Annotated in this window: 13 protein-coding genes; 6 read left to right on the forward strand and 7 right to left on the reverse strand. The window is 67.7% G+C overall.

Annotation, left to right across the window (positions count from 1 at the left end):
• Positions 1 to 18: 18 nt before the first annotated feature.
• The 3 genes from F7O44_RS18205 to F7O44_RS18215 form a co-directional block, all read right to left on the reverse strand.
• On the reverse strand, positions 19 to 1,338 hold the full coding sequence (locus F7O44_RS18205; RefSeq protein ID WP_162451693.1) for an ABC transporter substrate-binding protein: 1,320 nt from the start codon (positions 1,336 to 1,338) through the stop codon (positions 19 to 21).
• Positions 1,335 to 4,472 (reverse strand): alpha-mannosidase, encoded by a 3,138-nt coding sequence (locus F7O44_RS18210; protein WP_162451694.1) that lies wholly within the window; start codon positions 4,470 to 4,472, stop codon positions 1,335 to 1,337. The genes F7O44_RS18205 and F7O44_RS18210 overlap by 4 nt, the downstream gene beginning before the upstream one ends.
• Before the next feature lie 95 nt (positions 4,473 to 4,567).
• Positions 4,568 to 5,581, reverse strand: coding sequence for a LacI family DNA-binding transcriptional regulator (locus tag F7O44_RS18215; RefSeq protein WP_162451695.1), 1,014 nt, complete (start codon positions 5,579 to 5,581; stop codon positions 4,568 to 4,570).
• 139 nt (positions 5,582 to 5,720) lie between these two features.
• On the opposite strand from F7O44_RS18215, the gene F7O44_RS18220 reads away from it, so the two are divergent.
• The gene (locus F7O44_RS18220; protein WP_162451696.1) at positions 5,721 to 7,847 is read left to right on the forward strand and encodes an endo-beta-N-acetylglucosaminidase; all 2,127 of its coding nucleotides are present in this window, start codon (positions 5,721 to 5,723) and stop codon (positions 7,845 to 7,847) included.
• Between the two features lie 4 nt (positions 7,848 to 7,851).
• Here the strand turns inward: F7O44_RS18220 and F7O44_RS18225 are convergent, their stop codons facing one another.
• The gene (locus F7O44_RS18225) at positions 7,852 to 8,439 is read right to left on the reverse strand and encodes a GNAT family N-acetyltransferase (RefSeq protein WP_162451697.1); all 588 of its coding nucleotides are present in this window, start codon (positions 8,437 to 8,439) and stop codon (positions 7,852 to 7,854) included.
• 192 nt (positions 8,440 to 8,631) lie between these two features.
• On the opposite strand from F7O44_RS18225, the gene F7O44_RS18230 reads away from it, so the two are divergent.
• Positions 8,632 to 9,804, forward strand: a complete 1,173-nt coding sequence (locus tag F7O44_RS18230; RefSeq protein WP_162451698.1) for an aminotransferase class I/II-fold pyridoxal phosphate-dependent enzyme — start codon at positions 8,632 to 8,634, stop codon at positions 9,802 to 9,804.
• A 372-nt stretch (positions 9,805 to 10,176) separates the two neighbouring features.
• On the opposite strand, the gene F7O44_RS18235 is transcribed toward F7O44_RS18230, so the two are convergent.
• Positions 10,177 to 11,706, reverse strand: coding sequence for a DNA polymerase Y family protein (locus tag F7O44_RS18235; RefSeq protein ID WP_162451699.1), 1,530 nt, complete (start codon positions 11,704 to 11,706; stop codon positions 10,177 to 10,179).
• Positions 11,706 to 12,413, reverse strand: coding sequence for a hypothetical protein (locus tag F7O44_RS18240; RefSeq protein ID WP_187361429.1), 708 nt, complete (start codon positions 12,411 to 12,413; stop codon positions 11,706 to 11,708). The genes F7O44_RS18235 and F7O44_RS18240 overlap by 1 nt, the downstream gene beginning before the upstream one ends.
• Positions 12,414 to 12,566: 153 nt before the next feature.
• On the opposite strand from F7O44_RS18240, the gene F7O44_RS18245 reads away from it, so the two are divergent.
• Positions 12,567 to 13,178: a dihydrofolate reductase family protein gene (locus tag F7O44_RS18245; RefSeq protein WP_162451700.1), complete on the forward strand. Its 612-nt coding sequence runs from the start codon at positions 12,567 to 12,569 to the stop codon at positions 13,176 to 13,178.
• 8 nt (positions 13,179 to 13,186) lie between these two features.
• On the opposite strand, the gene F7O44_RS18250 is transcribed toward F7O44_RS18245, so the two are convergent.
• Complete coding sequence (locus F7O44_RS18250) at positions 13,187 to 13,930, reverse strand: SAM-dependent methyltransferase (protein ID WP_162451701.1); 744 nt, start codon at positions 13,928 to 13,930, stop codon at positions 13,187 to 13,189.
• Between the two features lie 26 nt (positions 13,931 to 13,956).
• Between F7O44_RS18250 and F7O44_RS18255 the strand changes: the two genes are divergently transcribed.
• From F7O44_RS18255 to F7O44_RS18265, 3 genes are all read left to right on the forward strand, one after another.
• On the forward strand, positions 13,957 to 14,346 hold the full coding sequence (locus F7O44_RS18255; RefSeq protein ID WP_162451702.1) for a GNAT family N-acetyltransferase: 390 nt from the start codon (positions 13,957 to 13,959) through the stop codon (positions 14,344 to 14,346).
• A gap of 105 nt (positions 14,347 to 14,451) precedes the next feature.
• The gene (locus F7O44_RS18260) at positions 14,452 to 15,585 is read left to right on the forward strand and encodes a FecCD family ABC transporter permease (RefSeq protein ID WP_162451703.1); all 1,134 of its coding nucleotides are present in this window, start codon (positions 14,452 to 14,454) and stop codon (positions 15,583 to 15,585) included.
• Positions 15,582 to 16,445, forward strand: coding sequence for a heme ABC transporter ATP-binding protein (locus tag F7O44_RS18265; RefSeq protein WP_162451704.1), 864 nt, complete (start codon positions 15,582 to 15,584; stop codon positions 16,443 to 16,445). The genes F7O44_RS18260 and F7O44_RS18265 overlap by 4 nt, the downstream gene beginning before the upstream one ends.
• The last annotated feature ends 8 nt before the right edge of the window (positions 16,446 to 16,453 follow it).

The following is a 16,453-nucleotide window of genomic DNA, read 5'->3' on the forward strand; positions in this document are numbered from 1 at the left end:
CTGCTTCCCGGGTACGAGTCACTCTGCCGTGAGCCTCTCGTTGGCGTAGTCCGCGGCGTCGTCGAGCGCCTCTTGCGCGGACTTGCTGCCCTGGATGGCGAGGGCGATCTGCTCACGCAGGTAGTCGGCCGACTGCGCGGAGAAGGCCGGCGGCCAGTAGACGACGGCCTCTTCGACCTGTTCCGCCGCCGCCACCCGGACACGGGAGTCGTCGGTGTCGTCCTCTTCGGTGAAGAACGGGTCGTCGAGGATGCCCTGGGCGGACGGGAAGATGGCCGCCTCCTGCGAGAACGCGAACTGGTTGTCGGCGTTGGTCACGAATCTGGCGAATGCGATGGCCAGGTCCTGGTTCTCTGACTGGGCGTTCACCGCGATCGACTGGATGTACATGTTCGGCGCCGCGTTCGCGATCAGTGGCCCGATTGCGACGTTCTCGTACACGTCAGGCGCGGTCTCGCGCAGGTCCTGCAGTGTGTACGAGCTCCCGGGCAGCCAGCCCAGCAGACCCGCCTTGAAGCCTTCGAGCTCGCCGGTCTGCTGCTCGTTGAGGCTGTCCTCGGTCAGCCCGCCCTCCTCGTAGAGCGTCTTGTAGTGCTCGACGAGCTCCACGCCGTCGGGGTTGTTGAACGTGAATTCCGTTCCTTCGGCGTTCATCAGTTCGACCCCGTACATGCCGAAGGTCTCGATCGCGGGCATCCGCCCGATCATCGGGGTGTCGGCGCACTCGTCGGCCATCACAGTGGCCTGCTCGAAGAGCTCGTCGAACGTTTCCGGCAGGTTCTCGGAGTCGAGACCGCACTCCTCGAACAGTTCGGTGTTGAAGAACGACGGCCCGGTGTTCAGGTACCACGGATATCCGTAGGTGCCGCCACCGAGCCCGTCGAAGGTCATGGCCTCCAACGACTTCGGCAGGTAGGCCTCCTGCGCTCCCGGGTCGGCTTGTGCGATGTCGAGCAGGATGTCCGCGCTGGCCAGCGTGTAGGCGGCCTCCGGGCCGATATCCACGACGTCGGGCAACGTGCCGGCGGCGGCGTCGGCGGAGAGCTTGTCCTGGTATCCCTCGGCCGGCTGGTCGATCCAGTTGATCGTCGTCTCTGGGTTGTCTGCCTCGAAGTCGGCGATCAGGTCGGTGAAGTAGTCCTCGTAGCCGCCCTGAAGATTCCAGGTCTGGAACGTGATCTCACCGGAGAGCTCGACGTCGCCGGTGTCACCGGGATCGGCGGTGTCACCGGGATCGGCGGTGTCGGCGGAGTCGTCGTCGCCTCCGCCGACCCCGCAAGCGCTGAGAACGAGTGCCGCGGCCACACCGGTCAAGCCGGCGCGGGTGAGCCTTCTCATGGTTCACTCCTTCGTGTTGGCGGTGCGTCTGGTGTTGGGGTGGACGGCCGGATCCGCAGCGTCGCCACCTGGAACGGCCCGAGTTCCAAGAACCCGTGCCGAGGGTCGTGGAGGGCTCGCGGAAGGTCGTCGGAACTCGGGTCGAGGGGACGCTCCAGCAGGTCGGTTTCGACGACGGTCGCGTCCTCGCCGAGGCCGGCGCACCATCGGATCCGGCCGGTGGCCCGTCCACCCCGCGCTTCGAAGATGCGGACGACGACGTCGCCGGAGCCGTCGTCGGCGAGTTTGACCCAGTCGATGACGGCAAGCCCGTCACTGAGTTCGAGGGACACGAGCGGGTCCACGTCGGGCGCCGCGTCCAGCTCGGGCGCGTTGATGTCGTAGGCCGCGTTGATCGTGTCGGCGATGTCAGGTGCACAGACCACGGACCACCGCATGTGGTGCCGGCCCTGGTCAGCGTCCGGGTCCGGGAACCTGGCCCCGCGTAGGAGAGACAGCCGCACCAGAGTGCCGCCCACCGGGTTCGGTAGCCGCGACACGTCGGCGCCGTAGGTGGAGTCGTTGACCACACCCACCCCGAAGCCAGGCTCGGCCACATGGACATAGCGGTGGGTGCACGACTCGTAGCGCGCCTCGTCCCAGGCCGTGTTGTCATGGATTGCCCGCTCGACGTGGCCGTACTGCGTTTCGAACCGCGCGGTAGTGGTGCGGACGGCGACCGGCAGGCATACCTTGAGCAGCTGCTCTTGCTCCTGCCAGTCGATCTCGCATTGCATGTCGAGGCGGCGAGCGCCAGGATCGAGCTGGTAGGCCAGGCGGGCCCACGAGGCGCCGAAGCGGCGTTCGACGACGACCCGGGCTGAGCCGTCGTCAGTGGTTTCCGCGTTGAGCGACGTCATTTCGGCCAAATCCACACCGAGACCGAATACATGCCGGTCGATGTCCCAGGCGTCCCAGCGCGCTGGTTCGTCGCGGAAGAGTTGCAGCAGCCCGAGTAGTTGTCCGGGCGGCACGAGTTCGCGGCCGGTGCCGAGATCGAGGATCGACGGCACGTGCCCGGTCGTGTCGATCGTGACCCGGAGCAGGCCATTGTCGAGCACGGTGTCGCCCTCGGTGGTCGTCGAGACGTGCGTCTCGTGGCCACCGGCGGCACCGGACCTGCGAGTGTCCCACGAGGCGGTACCCCGGCCGGTGGCCGGGACGAGCCGTCCCGGGTTCAGCTCGGAATCGGTGCTCAGAGCTCTCGCTGATCGGTTGATGAGCACACTGAGGCGCTCTTCGAGCCGCTGGTACGTCTCGCGGGCCTCCCGGTGTACCCAGGAGATGGACGAGCCGGGCAGGATGTCGTGGAACTGGTTGAGCAGTACTGCGGACCAGATCTCGTCGAGTTCGCCGGCAGGGTAGGGCTCGCCCGTGGTGATGGTGGCCGTGGCGGCCAGGTATTCGGCGGTGCGGAGCATGGCCTCGGCTCTGCGGTTGCCCTGTTTCATCGCGATCTGGGAGGTCAAGGTTCCGCGGTGCAACTCGAGGTAGAGCTCGCCGAACCAGACGGCGGGATCGCCGGCGGCGACGATCTCGGCCTCGGCCTCGGCGAAGAACGCCGCGGGGTTGCGGACATCGACCCGGGGAGCGCCTTCGAGGTCGGCGAATCGCCGGGCCCGGGCCAGCATCTCTCGCGTCGGCCCACCGCCACCGTCGCCGTAACCGAACGGGAGCAGCGAATGGGATGAGACGGCCTTGTCCCGGAAATTGGTGACAGCGTGGCGCAGTTCGTGGGCGGTGACCTCAGCGGCATAGGTATCGGCCGGCGGGAAGTGGGTGAAGATCCGCGTGCCGTCGATACCCTCCCAGAAGAACGAGTGGTGCGGGAAAGGGTTGGTGTCGTTCCACGAGATCTTCTGGGTGAGGAACCACCTGAATCCCGCTCGCCTGGCGAGCTGGGGCAGGGCGCCGGAGTATCCGAAGCTGTCCGGTAGCCAGACTTCTTCCGGCTCGATTCCGAACCGGTCGAGAAAGTAGCGCTTCCCCCGGGTGAATTGCCGGACGAGGGACTCACCCGTCGGCATCACCGCGTCGGACTCCACCCACATGCCGCCCACCGGCACGAACCTGCCTTCGGCGACCCGGGCCCGCACCGGCTCGAACAGGTCGGGATGGTTCTCCTCCAGCCAGGCGTACTGCTGCGCCGACGACATGGCGTAGACGAAGCCAGGATCGGCATCCATGAGGTGCAGAACATTGGCGACCGTCCGGGCGACCTTGCGCTCGGTCTCTCGCAACGGCCACAGCCACGCCGAGTCGATGTGCGCGTGCCCAACAGCGGCTATCCGGTGCGCGGTGGCGTGGGCCGGCGCCGCGAGCACCGGGGTGAGGGCGGCTCGGGCGAGCGGCGCCGTGCGCTCGACGGCGCTCGGGTCGAGCGCGTTCAGCGCATCGTCGAGCGCGCGGACCAGCCGCCAATACCGCGGTTCGCCGGGTGAGACTTCCGCGGCCAGGCCGCCGGCCACCTCGAGGTCGCGGGCCAGCTCCCAGGTCTCGGTGTGAAACCCGCAGAGCTCAGCCCGTCTGAACTGATAATGCTCGAAGCTCCGTGCGTTCTTCTCGCCGAGATCGGTGACGACGAACGGCGGCAGGCCCAGAACCAACGGATTGGCCGCGGCCTCGATGTAGACGGTGAAGGTCCCGTCCGGGTTCACGATGCCGGAGGCGGCTCCCGGGCCGCGCAGCCGGAGCCAGCCGGCACGCGGGTGCAGCCCTTTGACCACTGACGCGTCCGGGCGATAGACGAGTGCTTCACAATGCCCGCCCACCGAGTGGTCCTCCCACCCGAGATCGACCACCAGCTCCACGACGGGTGGCGCGCTGTCCGGGATGCTCCCGTCGATGCGGAACCACGTCGTGCCCCATGCCGGCGCCCAGCGTGAGCCGAGCTCGAACGGTGCCCAATCGGGCCGCGCGCGGCCGGGGATCGGGTCCATGCCGAGGGCGTGTGTGGCGGGCACCGGCTCACCGTCGGCGTCGACCTGCCAGGCATGCAGGCTCACCGGGGCAAGTGGTGAGTGAACGTTCGGCGCGATGCGCTCACGGAGCACTCGTTCGAGCCGTTCGAGTGTCAGCTGGGGGTGCGAATGCATGGTGCGCCGAGACTAATCCGCTTTAGTGAACGTGTCAACGATGCTTTGAAAGCATTCATCTTCCCGTGCGAGTGGGAATCCTGATGCCGGAGCCGCTACGTGCTGGCGCGCACCACGAGTTCGGGAGTCTTCTCCTGGCCGCCGTGGTCCTCGTTACCGTCCAGCAGGTTGAGCAGATGCCCGGCGACGTCCGCCCCGAACCCGGACGTATCCCGGTGCAGGGCTGTCAGTGCTGGCTGAACGGCCGCGCAGATCGGGGTGTCCTCGCAGGCCACAATAGCTACGTCGGCGGGAACGCGCAGCCCGGCGGCGTGGATGACGCCCATTCCGGCGACGGCGAGCACCTCGTTGTCGTAGATCACCGCGGACGGGCGGCTGTCGGTCGCCAGCAGCCGCTGGGTGGCGCGGACGGCTGAAGGTGCGGAGAAGTCGGTTTGAAGGACGTCGGCGGCCTCGAGCCGGTAGTCCCGGCCGGACCGCAGGAACGCCTCCACCCGGCGATGAACATGCAAGAGGGTGGGGCTTCCGGACACGTAGGCGACCCGGGTGTGGCCACGATCGCGCAGGTACTCCATCACCGAGCGCATGGCCGCTGCATCGTCGATCGAGACGGCGGGCACGGTTCCGCTCGGGTCGGGTCCGCCGGCAAGGATGGCCGGCAGGCCCAGCTCATTGACAACCCGCGGCCGTGGATCGTCGGTCCTGAGGTCGACGAGGACCACGCCGTCCACCCGCCGCTCGTCGGACCACCGCCGATAGAGGTCGAGTTCGTCGCCGACGGAGTCCACGACCTGGAACAGCAGTCCATAGCGGTTCCGGCTCAAAACCGTGTGCATGCCGGTCATGAGCCGAAGAAAGAACAGTTCAGAGCCGACTTCTTGCGCATTGCGGGCCACCGCGAGGCCGATGGTCATGGAGCGAGCGCCGGACAGGACCTGAGCCGCATGGTTGGGGGTCCAATGCAGCTCTTCGACGATGTCGAGAACTCGGCGCCTCGTTTTCTCGGAGACGCCCGGCTTGCCGTTCAGCGCGAACGAGGCCGCCGTCTCGGACACCCCGGCGCGCGCTGCGATGTCCCTGAGTGTGGGGCGGTTTCGCGGAGCAGGCATCGAACCTCGAACTCGTCGATCGGTGAGGGTGCTGAGCATGGTAGCCGGAACGAGCATCCGGCCGCGGGTCTTGTGGAGATTACTTTAGCGCTTTAGTGTGTCCAGTCACGTACGCCGACGGATCGAAGAGGAGACGAGCATGGGTGATGGACGTCTAGGGCGTCGCAGGTTCCTGCAGGCCACGGGGATCGGCGCGGCAGCGTCGTTCCTGCCGTGGACCGCCGTCGCGGCGGAGGCAGCGGCGTCATCGAGGAGCGGATCAGCCAAGAGCACCGGATTCGGCCCGGAACCGCCCCTCATGCACGGCTACTCCGCGGCCGAGGTGAAGGCATGGAGCCCGGACTCCGATACCTATGCTCCGTACTTGCGGGCGCGCGTCCCGCTGGCCGACCGGATCCCGGTCTTCGAACCGACCCAGGCCCGGCGTGGCCTCGATGCCCGGCCGAAGCTGATGTCGCTGGCCAACGACTACCTCCAGCCCGGGCACGTCACAGAGGGATACCCGTACGGACCGGGGTTCGACGCGTACGCGTTGCGGTTCTGGCAATACCCGGACCTGTACGCCTCGTGGCACGGGTTGCCGCTCGAGGGAGAGCATGACGCCGACGAACCAGCCTACGGGCTGCTCAACCTGCCCAACCCGGGATACACCGAGGCAGCACACCGCAATGGTGTGCTGAGCCTGGGCTGCTGGTTCTGGCCCCGCCCCGAGGACTTCGCCGAGGTGGTGGAGCAGCGGGACGACGGCTCTTTCCCGATGGTTGACAAGCTGATCGAGATGGCCGAGTACTTCGGGTTCGATGGCTATTTCATCAACCAGGAGGCCGTGATCCCGTCCGAGCAGGCGGGACTGCTCATGGACTTCTTCGTCTATTTTGCCGAGCGCGCCCCGTCCGGCTTCCACCTGCAGTGGTACGACTCTCTGACCGTGGACGGACAGGTGAGCTACCAGAACGAGTTCAACGAGGTGAACTCGCCGTGGATCGTGGACGAGGACGGCCATCGAATCTGCGACAGCATCTTCCTGAACTACTGGTGGAACGCTGAGCGGGTCAAGCGTTCTCGCGAGCACGCGCTGGCCCTGGGGCTCGACCCGTACGAGGTTGTGTACACCGGCCAGGAAATCGGACTCAACCGCTTTGCCCAACCCTACGATCCGCGCCACATCTTCCCCGAGGACGAGGAGCCCCGCACCAGCTGGGCCTATCTCGGCGCGGAAATGGTCTGGTACACCGTCGACGGCGACAAGGACACCGTCGAGGCGCAGGCTCCCGCGTATGAGCGGGAACGGCACCTGTGGTGCGGACCGTTGCAGGACCCGTCCCGCACCGGGCGGCTGGCCGACCCGGACCCTGACGACCAGCACGACCCGCGCGGCTGGGACGGCACGGCCCACAACATCGTCGAGAAGTCGGTGATCGGGGCGTTGCCGTTCACGACGAGTTTCTGCGCGGGCACCGGCACCCGGTTCTTCATCGACGGGGAGCAGGTGGGGGATGAGCCGTGGTTCAACATCGGCATCCAGGACGTGCTCCCGACCTGGCAGTGGTGGATCCGCGACGGCGACGGCGAGCCGACCGACACGATCACGGTCGACTACGACTACTCGACCGCGTACAACGGCGGGTCCAGTCTGGTCCTGTCCGGAGCCCTGTCCGCCGGAGACTCGACTGTCGTCAGGCTCTTCAAGACCGCGCTGCCGGTGGGACGTACGACGATGCTCGATGTCGTCCATGACATCGCCGAGGGGGTCGAGGCCGAAATCGGGCTCATCTTCGAGGACGAACCAGAGCAGTGGGAGTGGCTGGGGATCGACGAAGGCAACGAAGCCGGCGGCACCTGGCGGCGATCGAAGCGGCCGCTCGCCCGCTGGTCGGGCCGGACCATCGCGGCGATCGGGCTGGCCGTGCGCGCCGTCGGTGATGCCGTGCCAGAGGTTGCGGTGCGCTTCGGACAGTTGACGATCGCCGATCGGGGACCAGTCCGGCCGCCGGCCTCGCCTTCGGGTCTCGTCATCGACCGGATCGCGCGTGAAGCTGACCTCGCGAGTGTCTACCTGCAATGGGAGCCGGCCAGCCGTGCCGCGTACTACGACCTGTTCCACGGTGAAGGATCGGCGCGCAGGTGGGTGGGGCGGACGTACGGAGAGGCCTTCTGCGTCAGCGCGCTGCACCTGGCTGATGCCGACGGCCGGCAACCGATGGAGGTCGAGGCCGTGACCGCCGAAGGCCGGCGCAGCGCACCGGCCCGGGCCTGGCTGGACTGACGCCCTACTGGGGGTCGCGCCACATCGTGATCAGCGCCGGACCGCCGGGCAGCTGGATCTCGCCGGTGGCGCGGAACCCGTAGCGCTCGTAGATGGGCACGTTGCCCGGAGCCGACGACTCCAGATACGCCGGCATCCGGGCAGCGTCGACCCGGTCCAGGCCGTCACGCAGCAGCTGCCCGCCGATGCCCCGCCCGGCCTTGGCCACACCGATGGTCTGCAGATACCAATGCGGGGGAGACTTCGGGCGAACGCGGCCGATGGTGCGGAAGGATCGAAGCCCGGAGGGCAACGACTGGCCGAACGCCCGGACGAGGTCCGGGATGTGCCGGACGAACGGCACGAGGGCAGAACGCTGGCCCGGGATGGCCCACAACGCAGCGCCGGCGACTTCTCCTTCGTCCACCGCCACCCAAGTGCCGTGCGGCGTCGTGGCGGCCTCGAAGGTGAAAAGGGCGGTCAGCCGGCGACGGTAGTGGTCATTGGGGACGATGTGGCGCATGGTGGGGTCGTTGTCGAAGGCCATGGCCAGCACAGCCGCTACCGTGGCGAGATCGGACCGTTGAGCTTTCCGCACGACTGGACTTGCCATGCTGCTCACTTTAGAGGCCGCGCAAATAGGGAGCCGCCCCTATTTGCGTGGCCTCGTATCCGGCGTGTCCCGCCGGCGAGCCGGACTCAGAGGAGACACTGGTAGCCGGATGGTCCGTGAAGGGAACGGGAGGTCTCGGCGGTGGGGGATGCGTTCGCCGGGCACCCACGGAGTGCGAGGAGTGGGTAGAACGTGGGTCAGGTCGAGGGGTTCGACTCGTTTACCGTGGCGGAGTTGCGGCAGCAGGGCAGCGTCAAGTGGTCCAAGTATCCGGACGCCATCGGCGCGTTCATCGCGGAGATGGATTTCGGCACGGCCCCGCCGATCCTCGACGCTTTGCGCTCCGCCGTCGACTACGCCAGTTTCGGCTACCTCCCCGATTCCCTGGCCAACCGGATGGCCAAGGCATGTGCCGGCTGGCAGGCGCAGCGATACGGCTGGACGGTCGACCCCAGCCAGATCCATCCCGTCGCCGATGTGCTCCGCGGCCTGGAGATCGTCATCCGGCATTTCTCGCCGCCCGGAAGTGCGATCGTCCTGCCGACGCCGGCGTATATGCCGTTCCTGTTCGTGCCGCATCTGATGGGTCGCGAGATCATCCAGGTGCCGATGTTGCGGCAGGACGACCGGTGGGTGTACGACCTCGAAGCTCTCGACCAGGCGTTCGCGGCCGGTGGCGGACTGCTGATCCTCTGTAATCCGCACAACCCGCTGGGGCGGGTGATGCGGCACAGCGAGCTGGTGGCGATCAGTGAGGTGGTCGACCGGCACAACGCACGGGTCTTCAGCGACGAGGTGCACGCCCCACTGGTCTACGAAGGGCACCGGCACGTGCCCTACGCCTCGGTCTCGCCGCTGGCCGCGGGGCATACCGTCACCGCCACGTCGGCGTCGAAGGCCTGGAACATCCCCGGTCTGAAATGTGCGCAGCTGATCATGTCGAATGACGCCGACACCACCACCTGGCACACGATCGAAGGCCTGGAGGAGTATCGGTACGGCGCGAGCCCGCTGGGTGCCGCCGCCAACGCCGCCGCCTATCAGTCCGGCGGGCCGTGGCTAGATGACATCATCGGCTATCTGGACGAAAACCGACGGTTACTAGGATCGCTACTCTCGAAACACCTGCCTGGTGTCGGCTACACCATGCCGGAGGGTACGTATCTGGGGTGGCTGGACTTCCGTGAAGCCGGTTTCGGCGACCAGCCCGGGAGCGTCATCCGCGAACACGGCGGCGTCGCACTCACCGATGGCGCCGAGTGTGGTGCGGCGGGTACCGGTTTCGCCCGTATCAACGTCGCCACCCCGAAGCCGATCCTCGAAGAGATGATCACCCGTATCGCTCGGGTCAGCAAGGACCTGTGATGGCGCTCAGCTCGACTCACGAACCAGCGCGACCGGATCGGTAGCTTACTTACTTCAACGATCGAGATATTGCGACAGCGGCTGCCGTAAGGACCATCGCCGCCACGGTGAGTCCGATCGCAAAGTACTGCCAGCCATCGCCAAGACCGTTACCCCACCATTCAGCCCACAAGCCAAAATAGAACAGAGGAACGATGACTACGGGCGCCAGAACTGCCAGCCAACTTTGGGCCGGCTTCTGGAGCGGATCACGCCGGGCAATCCGATGGTCGACGACCCGGCTTGCGGAACGCGTCTGACCGCAGCGAATCTACCGACGCTTTGGTGGCTATCGCCACCACATTGTCGATAGATTTCGACTGGCGCCAAGCCCTACTCATAGATCGCTTCGGCGAACCACTGGCCGTTTTCGACGGTGAGCAGCCACGCGCGGCCGTCGTCGGTGGTGACCTGGAAGCGGGCACAGCGGCGACTCCTCTTCTGATCCCACCAGTACTCGCGCACCGGCCAGGGGCCGGTCCAGCCGGTGATGGCGAACTCTTCGCGGCTGACCACCAGCCGGGCGGGCGGAGCCGAAACGACCGAGCGGCCACTGACCGCCACCGGTGCGCCGGAGGCATCAAGAACCCGGACCGGACGCGGGCTAGGGGGCACGACGGACGGCGACGGCCGGGGGATACGTCCAGGCCACGGCCGATCGGCTGGTGGGGCGGAGGTGAGCGAATCTCCCCACGGCACCCGGACTACCTGTTCACCTGGTCCGCGGCCTCCGGCTGGGCGAGGCTGAGTGACGGCGGTATGGCCGAGCATCACCTGGATCCGGGTGGCTGCCCGGGCCACCTGCTCGTCGTTCTCGGCTTGCCCCCACAGCGCCAGCTGCCGCCCGGTGTCGATCACTACCTGGTCCGGTGACAATGTCAGCCGGGTCAGGCTTCCAGTTAGCCGGCCCGCGGTCCGCCACGCGTCGAGTTGCCAGCGGACTCGCTCGGCCACCGCCAGGCTGGACAGCAGGCCGTCGTGCCGCCACAGCCGCGCCAGGCTCTGCCCGTCGGTGGTGCCGACTTCGACCTCGACCCGGACGCAGGCTAGCCCACGTTCGCCGAGCTTGGCGTGCATCAGGTCCGCGAGGCTCTTCGCGGCGAACACCGCGGGTTCGGACTGGTCGATGGGCGGCTCGAACTCGAGGTGCGCCGAGAGGTCTTCATCGGGTGGGCGAGTGGCCGGCGGCCGGGCCTCCAGGCCGGAGGCCAGCCGGTGGGCGGTGGCTCCCTCGGAGCCGAAGCGGGCGAGCACGTCCCGTAGCGGCAGATTCGCCAGCTGTCCCAGGGTACGGATGCCGAGCCGGACCAGAACATCGGTCAGCTCAGGCATGTCCAGGGCAGATGCCGGATGCGGCGCGAGAAACTCACGCGTGGACGCCGGCGGGACGACGCGTACGCCGTCGTCATCGTCCAGTGCGGACCGCGCCGCCAGATTGGCGGTGAAGGTGCCGTCGGCCACCCCGACCGCGCAGACGAAATCGCGGGCCAGCACGGCATCACGCACCAGCGCCGCTACTGCTTCCTCGCCGCCGTAATACCGGCTCGGCCCGCGGGCGGGTACCGCGACCAGCCCGGGCCGGATCACCTCGACTCTCGGGCAGATATCTTCCACCACGGCCACGACGTGTTCGAATGCACGGGTCTCGCCTTCTGGGTCCTCCTCTAGAACGGTGACGTCGGGGCAATACCGCTGGGCATCACGTAGCCGCTGCCCGCGGCGTACCCCAGCGGCTCTGGCCGCTGCCGTGCAGGCCGACACCCGGCCGGAGGCCAGCACAATGGCGGAGATCGCGGGGTCGGTTCCAGCGGCTGTCAGCGGCCAGTCGGGGCACCAGACGACCAAAGCGCGGGGTGCCGTCATCACGCGACCTCGGCCGGATCGGCTTCTGCGCTGGCAGCCCTCTTGTCCTGCAGGTTCGTCACCGAGGCCAGTTCGGCACGGCTCACCGAGCCGTCGGCGTCCGGCAACCACAGCCAAGCCGAGCGTGGCCGTCCGCCCGTGCCGCGGCCCTCGGCGACCACTTTGACCCGGCGGCTGTGGAGATGGCCATGGCCTTGCTCGACACCCATCCAGGCCGACGATTCCACCCGGAGCCGCAAGGAAGCACCCTCCCAGGATCCGGCGACGATCAGAGTGGAACCGGCCTTGCGGGCCAGCGCGGTCAGCCGGCGGATGAGGCCGGTCTGCGGACGGGCCGGTGGCTGAAGGAGCACGGCATCGACGGCTTCCAGCAGGACGGCGGTGACATCGGCCCACCGGTCCGCGGGCTCATCCACCAGCAGGAGCCGGTCAAGGTCGCAACCCAGCTCAGCGGCGGCCATGGCGCCGAGCTCGGGCATGCCCACGATCCCGCACCAGGAGCCGTCCTGCGACGCGCCCGCGAGCAGCGCCAGCGGAAGTGCGCCGACGCCGTCCACGGTCATCACCTGGCCGCGGCCGAGCCCGGGAAGCAGGCCGTGAAAGGCGGGAAGTACCGGCAACCCAGTGTCTTCCGGCACACTGACATCCGCCGTCCCGGCCACGCTGGCCAGCGCCTCTGCCGCTCGCTGACGTCTCGAAGGCCCCATACCCCAACTATCGAACTTGTGTTCGAGGAAAGTCAAGCGGATGGTGCTCGCGAAGATGTCGATTCCGGCGTCTCATGTTCGACGCATGGATGAAGGCGGGGTGTGCGCCGGGACAGCACGTCCTGGGCCCCGCCACTGATCGGAGCGATAGACATGGGAACAGTGGCTGTGACGGCATTCGCGTCGATGGATGGTGTCGTTCAGGCTCCGGGCGGGCCGGGCGAGGACGAAAGCGGTGGTTTCGCCCTCGGTGGCTGGCTGGTGCCGTATGTCGACGACGAGATGGGGCGCATCGTGAGCGAGCGATTCGCCCGGGCTGACGCCTTCTTGCTGGGACGCAAGACGTATGAGATCTTCGCCGGGTACTGGCCGGCCGTGACCGATCCGGACGACCCGGTGGCGAGCCGTCTCAATACGCTGCCGAAGTACGTCCCGTCCACGACGCTCAGGACAGCTGACTGGACCGGCACCACGGTGCTCGAGGGAGACATCGCCGACGAGGTCGCCGAATTGAAGCGGCGGCATGCCCGGGAGATCCAGGTGCACGGCAGCGGCCACCTCATCCAGTCCTTGCGGGAGCACGAGCTGGTCGACCTGTACCACGTATGGACGTATCCGGTGGTGCTGGGCACCGGCAAGCGCCTCTTCCCGGAGGGGTGTGCGTCGTCGGCGCTCGAGCTGGTGGATACGCAAACCACCAGTACAGGGGTCGTCGTCAGCACATACCGGCCCGCCGGCAAGGTCGAAACAGGGACCTTCCTCTAAAGGGCCGGCTAGAAGGTGCTGCGCAGCAGTAGGGTGACGAAGCCGAGAACACCGCGATAGCCGTGCAGCCAGGTGTGCCGGTGTTTCCCGGCGGCTTCGAGTGCGTCCTGGTGGTCGGGGTCGTCGGGGTTGTCGAGGGCCCAGCGGGAAACGCTGCCGGTCCAGGACCACTCGTAGTCATCCCATTCCTGCATGGTGCTCACGTGGCCGTACAGCGGAGTCCAGCCAGCGGCTGTGATGCGGTCCACCGTGGTCGCGAGATCGTCGTACTCGTCGATGGTGAAACCGGCGTCCAGGGTGACCTGATTGGGTTCGCGCTCCCAGAAGCACTCACCGAGAAGTACGCGGCCGCCGGGAGCGAGATGCGTGCGCGCGGCTTCGAGGGTGAGAAGCATGCCGTCGAAGGCATGGGTGGAGCCGACGTTGAGCACCACGTCGAACCGGTGCGGGGAGGTGAACTCCTTGGCGTCCACGGCGTGCAGGTTCAGCCGGTCGGAGAGGCCGGCCTTAGCGGCCGACTCCCGTGCCTGGGCAATGGTCTCGGCGTCGATGTCGACACCTTCGGCATGGATTCCCGGATGGTCGTTCAGGGCGTGAACCAGCCACGCCGCCTCGGCGCATCCGAGGTCCAGGACACGTTCGTCGCCGCTTGTGATGGCGCGGCCGAGAAGCCTCCGTACGGTGTCGTCGCCGAGCGGCGAGGCGATCGGGTGGTCTTGGTGGGCGATGGCGCTGATGCGTCGACGATCCATCGGGGCATCATCGCCGCCACGCGCCGATGGTGTCGCCCGATTTTCGGTCGTTCCGCGGTGGCGGGAGCCCATCTATTTACCACCATGATCGTCCCGTGGCCTACCTGCTGGTGGGGAACGTCGACGGCTACGCGCACGTGGAACAGGTCTCGGTGCATCCGGAATATGCGCGCCGGGGACTGGGGCGCCGGCTGGTCGAGGTTGTCGAGCAATGGGCGCGCGAGCAGGGCCTCTCCGGGGTGACGCTCACCTCCTACGCCGATGTGCCGTGGAACGCTCAGTACTATGAGCGCCTCGGATTCCGGACCCTGGGCGACGCTGAGCTGACCGACGGGCTGCGGAACATCCGCCAGCACGAAGCCGACCGGGGTCTGGACGCCTGGCCGCGAGTCACCATGCTGCGCCCGTTACGGTAGTTCTCGCCTGCCGCTTCGACTCGGCCCGGGGGTCGATTTGTTCTGTGAGATCCGCATAGCTATCGTGTGAGAACGATTATCAGAGTCGGAGCGGCATGGAGTGAGATGCGATCTCGGGAGGCGGAGCAGGGCGACGCCGCGCCCACCGGGACAGCACCCGAATCCGACACCACCGATACACGTGAGGGGGCCCATACCCCTCCCAGCACCCGTGCCATCGTCGCCCGTCCGCGGATCCGCCGTCGGGCGATTGTCGCGCTGATCACGCTGACAACGTTGCTGGCTGGTGCCGTCATCCTGGCCGTGTCCATCGGCCCGATCCGGATTCCGTTCACCGAGACGATCCAGATCGTGCTCGGTGACCGGAGCGGCGAGTACGCCTCGATCATCGACACCATACGCCTGCCCCGGGTGCTGGTGGGGCTCTTCGTCGGTGCTGCCCTGGGCGTGGCCGGTGCGGTGATGCAAGCCCTGTTCCGCAACCCGCTGGCCGAGCCGGGAGTGCTCGGCGTCTCCAGTGGCGCGGCGGTCGCGGCCGTCGCCGTGATCGTCACCGGAGCGACGGCGCGGGGCGCCTGGGTGCTGCCGCTCGGCGCTTTCGCCGGCGCGCTCGGTGCGCTGATTCTCGTCTACGCCGTCGCGAGTGCTCGCCGGGATCGGTCCATCGCCACGCTGCTGCTGATTGGGATCGCCCTCAACGCGCTCTTCGGCGCGGTGGTCAGCGCGATGGTCACCAACGCCCCCGACGACGACACATTGCGCGGAGTCGTTTTCTGGCTCAACGGTGACCTGGTCGCCCGCACCTGGAGCCACGTGCAGATGGTGGCGATCCCGGTGGCCGTCGCTCTCGCGGCCGTGCTCGTCTTCACCCGCGATCTCAACGTCATGCTGCTCGGTGAGACTCAGGCCCAGGCCAGCGGCGTGGACGTGATACGGCTGCGCCGCGTCCTGCTGGTGCTCGCCGCAGTGCTCACCGGTGCCGCGGTCGCCGTCGCGGGCATCATCGGCTTCGTCGGTCTCGTGGTGCCGCACCTGATCCGTCTGGTCCTCGGCCCGGATCACCGGTTGCTGTTGCCGAGCGCCGCTTTGCTCGGCGGCACGTTCCTGGTGCTCGCGGATCTCGTGGCGCGGATGCTCTTCTCACCGATCACGCTCCAGACGGGCACCGTGACGGCGTTCATCGGCGCGCCGGTCTTCCTTCTGCTGGTTCTGCGCCGGCGGCGGGCGCCGCGAGCATGAGCACCTCGAACGGAGCTGCCCCGGCGGGCAGGAACGGAACCGGACCGCCCACGCGGGGGTTGCGGGCCGAAGGCGTTGGTATCGACATCGACGGCCGCGCCATCGTCCACGACGTGTCTCTGGTGGCTGAACCGGGCCAGGTGCTGGGGCTGATCGGGCCCAACGGGGCCGGCAAAACCACACTGGTCCGTGCCCTTGCCGCCGTCACGGCGCCCGCCAGAGGTGTGGTGACCATCGCGGACCGGCCGGTGCGGCGCATGCAGGCCCGCGAGCGCGCCCGTCAGATCGCCTACGTGCCGCAGGACACCGCGCTGGATTTCGACTTCACCGCCCGCGACGTCGTCCTGATGGGCAGGCATCCGCACGTGGGCCGCTTCGAGCCGCTGCGTGTCATCGACCACGACGTCACGGATGCGATGCTGGCCGAAACCGGAGCGTCGCACCTGGCCGGGCAGCTGGTCACCACGCTCTCGGGGGGTGAGCGCCAGCTGGTGCACCTGGCCAAGGCGCTGGCGCACCAGCCGGACGTGCTTTTGCTGGACGAGCCGGTGGCCGCCCTCGACCTCCGCCACCAGTTGCATGTCCTGCAGTTGCTGCGCCGCCAGGCCGCGCGCGGGATGGCAGTGGTGGCCGTGCTGCACGACCTCGACCAAGCCGCCCGGTTTTGCGACCGGCTGGCGCTGATGCACGCCGGCCGGCTCGTCGCCGCCGGCAGTCCACGTGAGGTGTTGACCGAAGAAAGTCTTGCCGAGGTCTACGGCGTCCACGCCGTCGTCGCCGACGACGTCACGACGGGAGCTTTGCGGATCACCGCGCTCGACGTCCTGCCCGGCCTCGCGGCAACCGAAAAGAGGAAGTGAAACACTCG

The organism is Phytoactinopolyspora mesophila (assembly GCF_010122465.1).
Classification (GTDB): domain Bacteria; phylum Actinomycetota; class Actinomycetes; order Jiangellales; family Jiangellaceae; genus Phytoactinopolyspora; species Phytoactinopolyspora mesophila.

What these genes read in the sequence shown, in the direction of transcription:
- F7O44_RS18205 (WP_162451693.1), bottom strand. Translation starts at nt 1,338, where the DNA reads ATGAGAAGGCTCACCCGCGCCGGCTTGACCGGTGTGGCCGCGGCACTC.
- F7O44_RS18210 (WP_162451694.1), bottom strand. Translation starts at nt 4,472, where the DNA reads ATGCATTCGCACCCCCAGCTGACACTCGAACGGCTCGAACGAGTGCTC.
- F7O44_RS18215 (WP_162451695.1), bottom strand. Translation starts at nt 5,581, where the DNA reads ATGCCTGCTCCGCGAAACCGCCCCACACTCAGGGACATCGCAGCGCGC.
- F7O44_RS18220 (WP_162451696.1), top strand. Translation starts at nt 5,721, where the DNA reads ATGGGTGATGGACGTCTAGGGCGTCGCAGGTTCCTGCAGGCCACGGGG.
- F7O44_RS18225 (WP_162451697.1), bottom strand. Translation starts at nt 8,439, where the DNA reads ATGGCAAGTCCAGTCGTGCGGAAAGCTCAACGGTCCGATCTCGCCACG.
- F7O44_RS18235 (WP_162451699.1), bottom strand. Translation starts at nt 11,706, where the DNA reads ATGACGGCACCCCGCGCTTTGGTCGTCTGGTGCCCCGACTGGCCGCTG.
- F7O44_RS18240 (WP_187361429.1), bottom strand. Translation starts at nt 12,413, where the DNA reads ATGGGGCCTTCGAGACGTCAGCGAGCGGCAGAGGCGCTGGCCAGCGTG.
- F7O44_RS18245 (WP_162451700.1), top strand. Translation starts at nt 12,567, where the DNA reads ATGGGAACAGTGGCTGTGACGGCATTCGCGTCGATGGATGGTGTCGTT.
- F7O44_RS18250 (WP_162451701.1), bottom strand. Translation starts at nt 13,930, where the DNA reads ATGGATCGTCGACGCATCAGCGCCATCGCCCACCAAGACCACCCGATC.
- F7O44_RS18255 (WP_162451702.1), top strand. Translation starts at nt 13,957, where the DNA reads ATGGTGTCGCCCGATTTTCGGTCGTTCCGCGGTGGCGGGAGCCCATCT.
- F7O44_RS18260 (WP_162451703.1), top strand. Translation starts at nt 14,452, where the DNA reads ATGCGATCTCGGGAGGCGGAGCAGGGCGACGCCGCGCCCACCGGGACA.
- F7O44_RS18265 (WP_162451704.1), top strand. Translation starts at nt 15,582, where the DNA reads ATGAGCACCTCGAACGGAGCTGCCCCGGCGGGCAGGAACGGAACCGGA.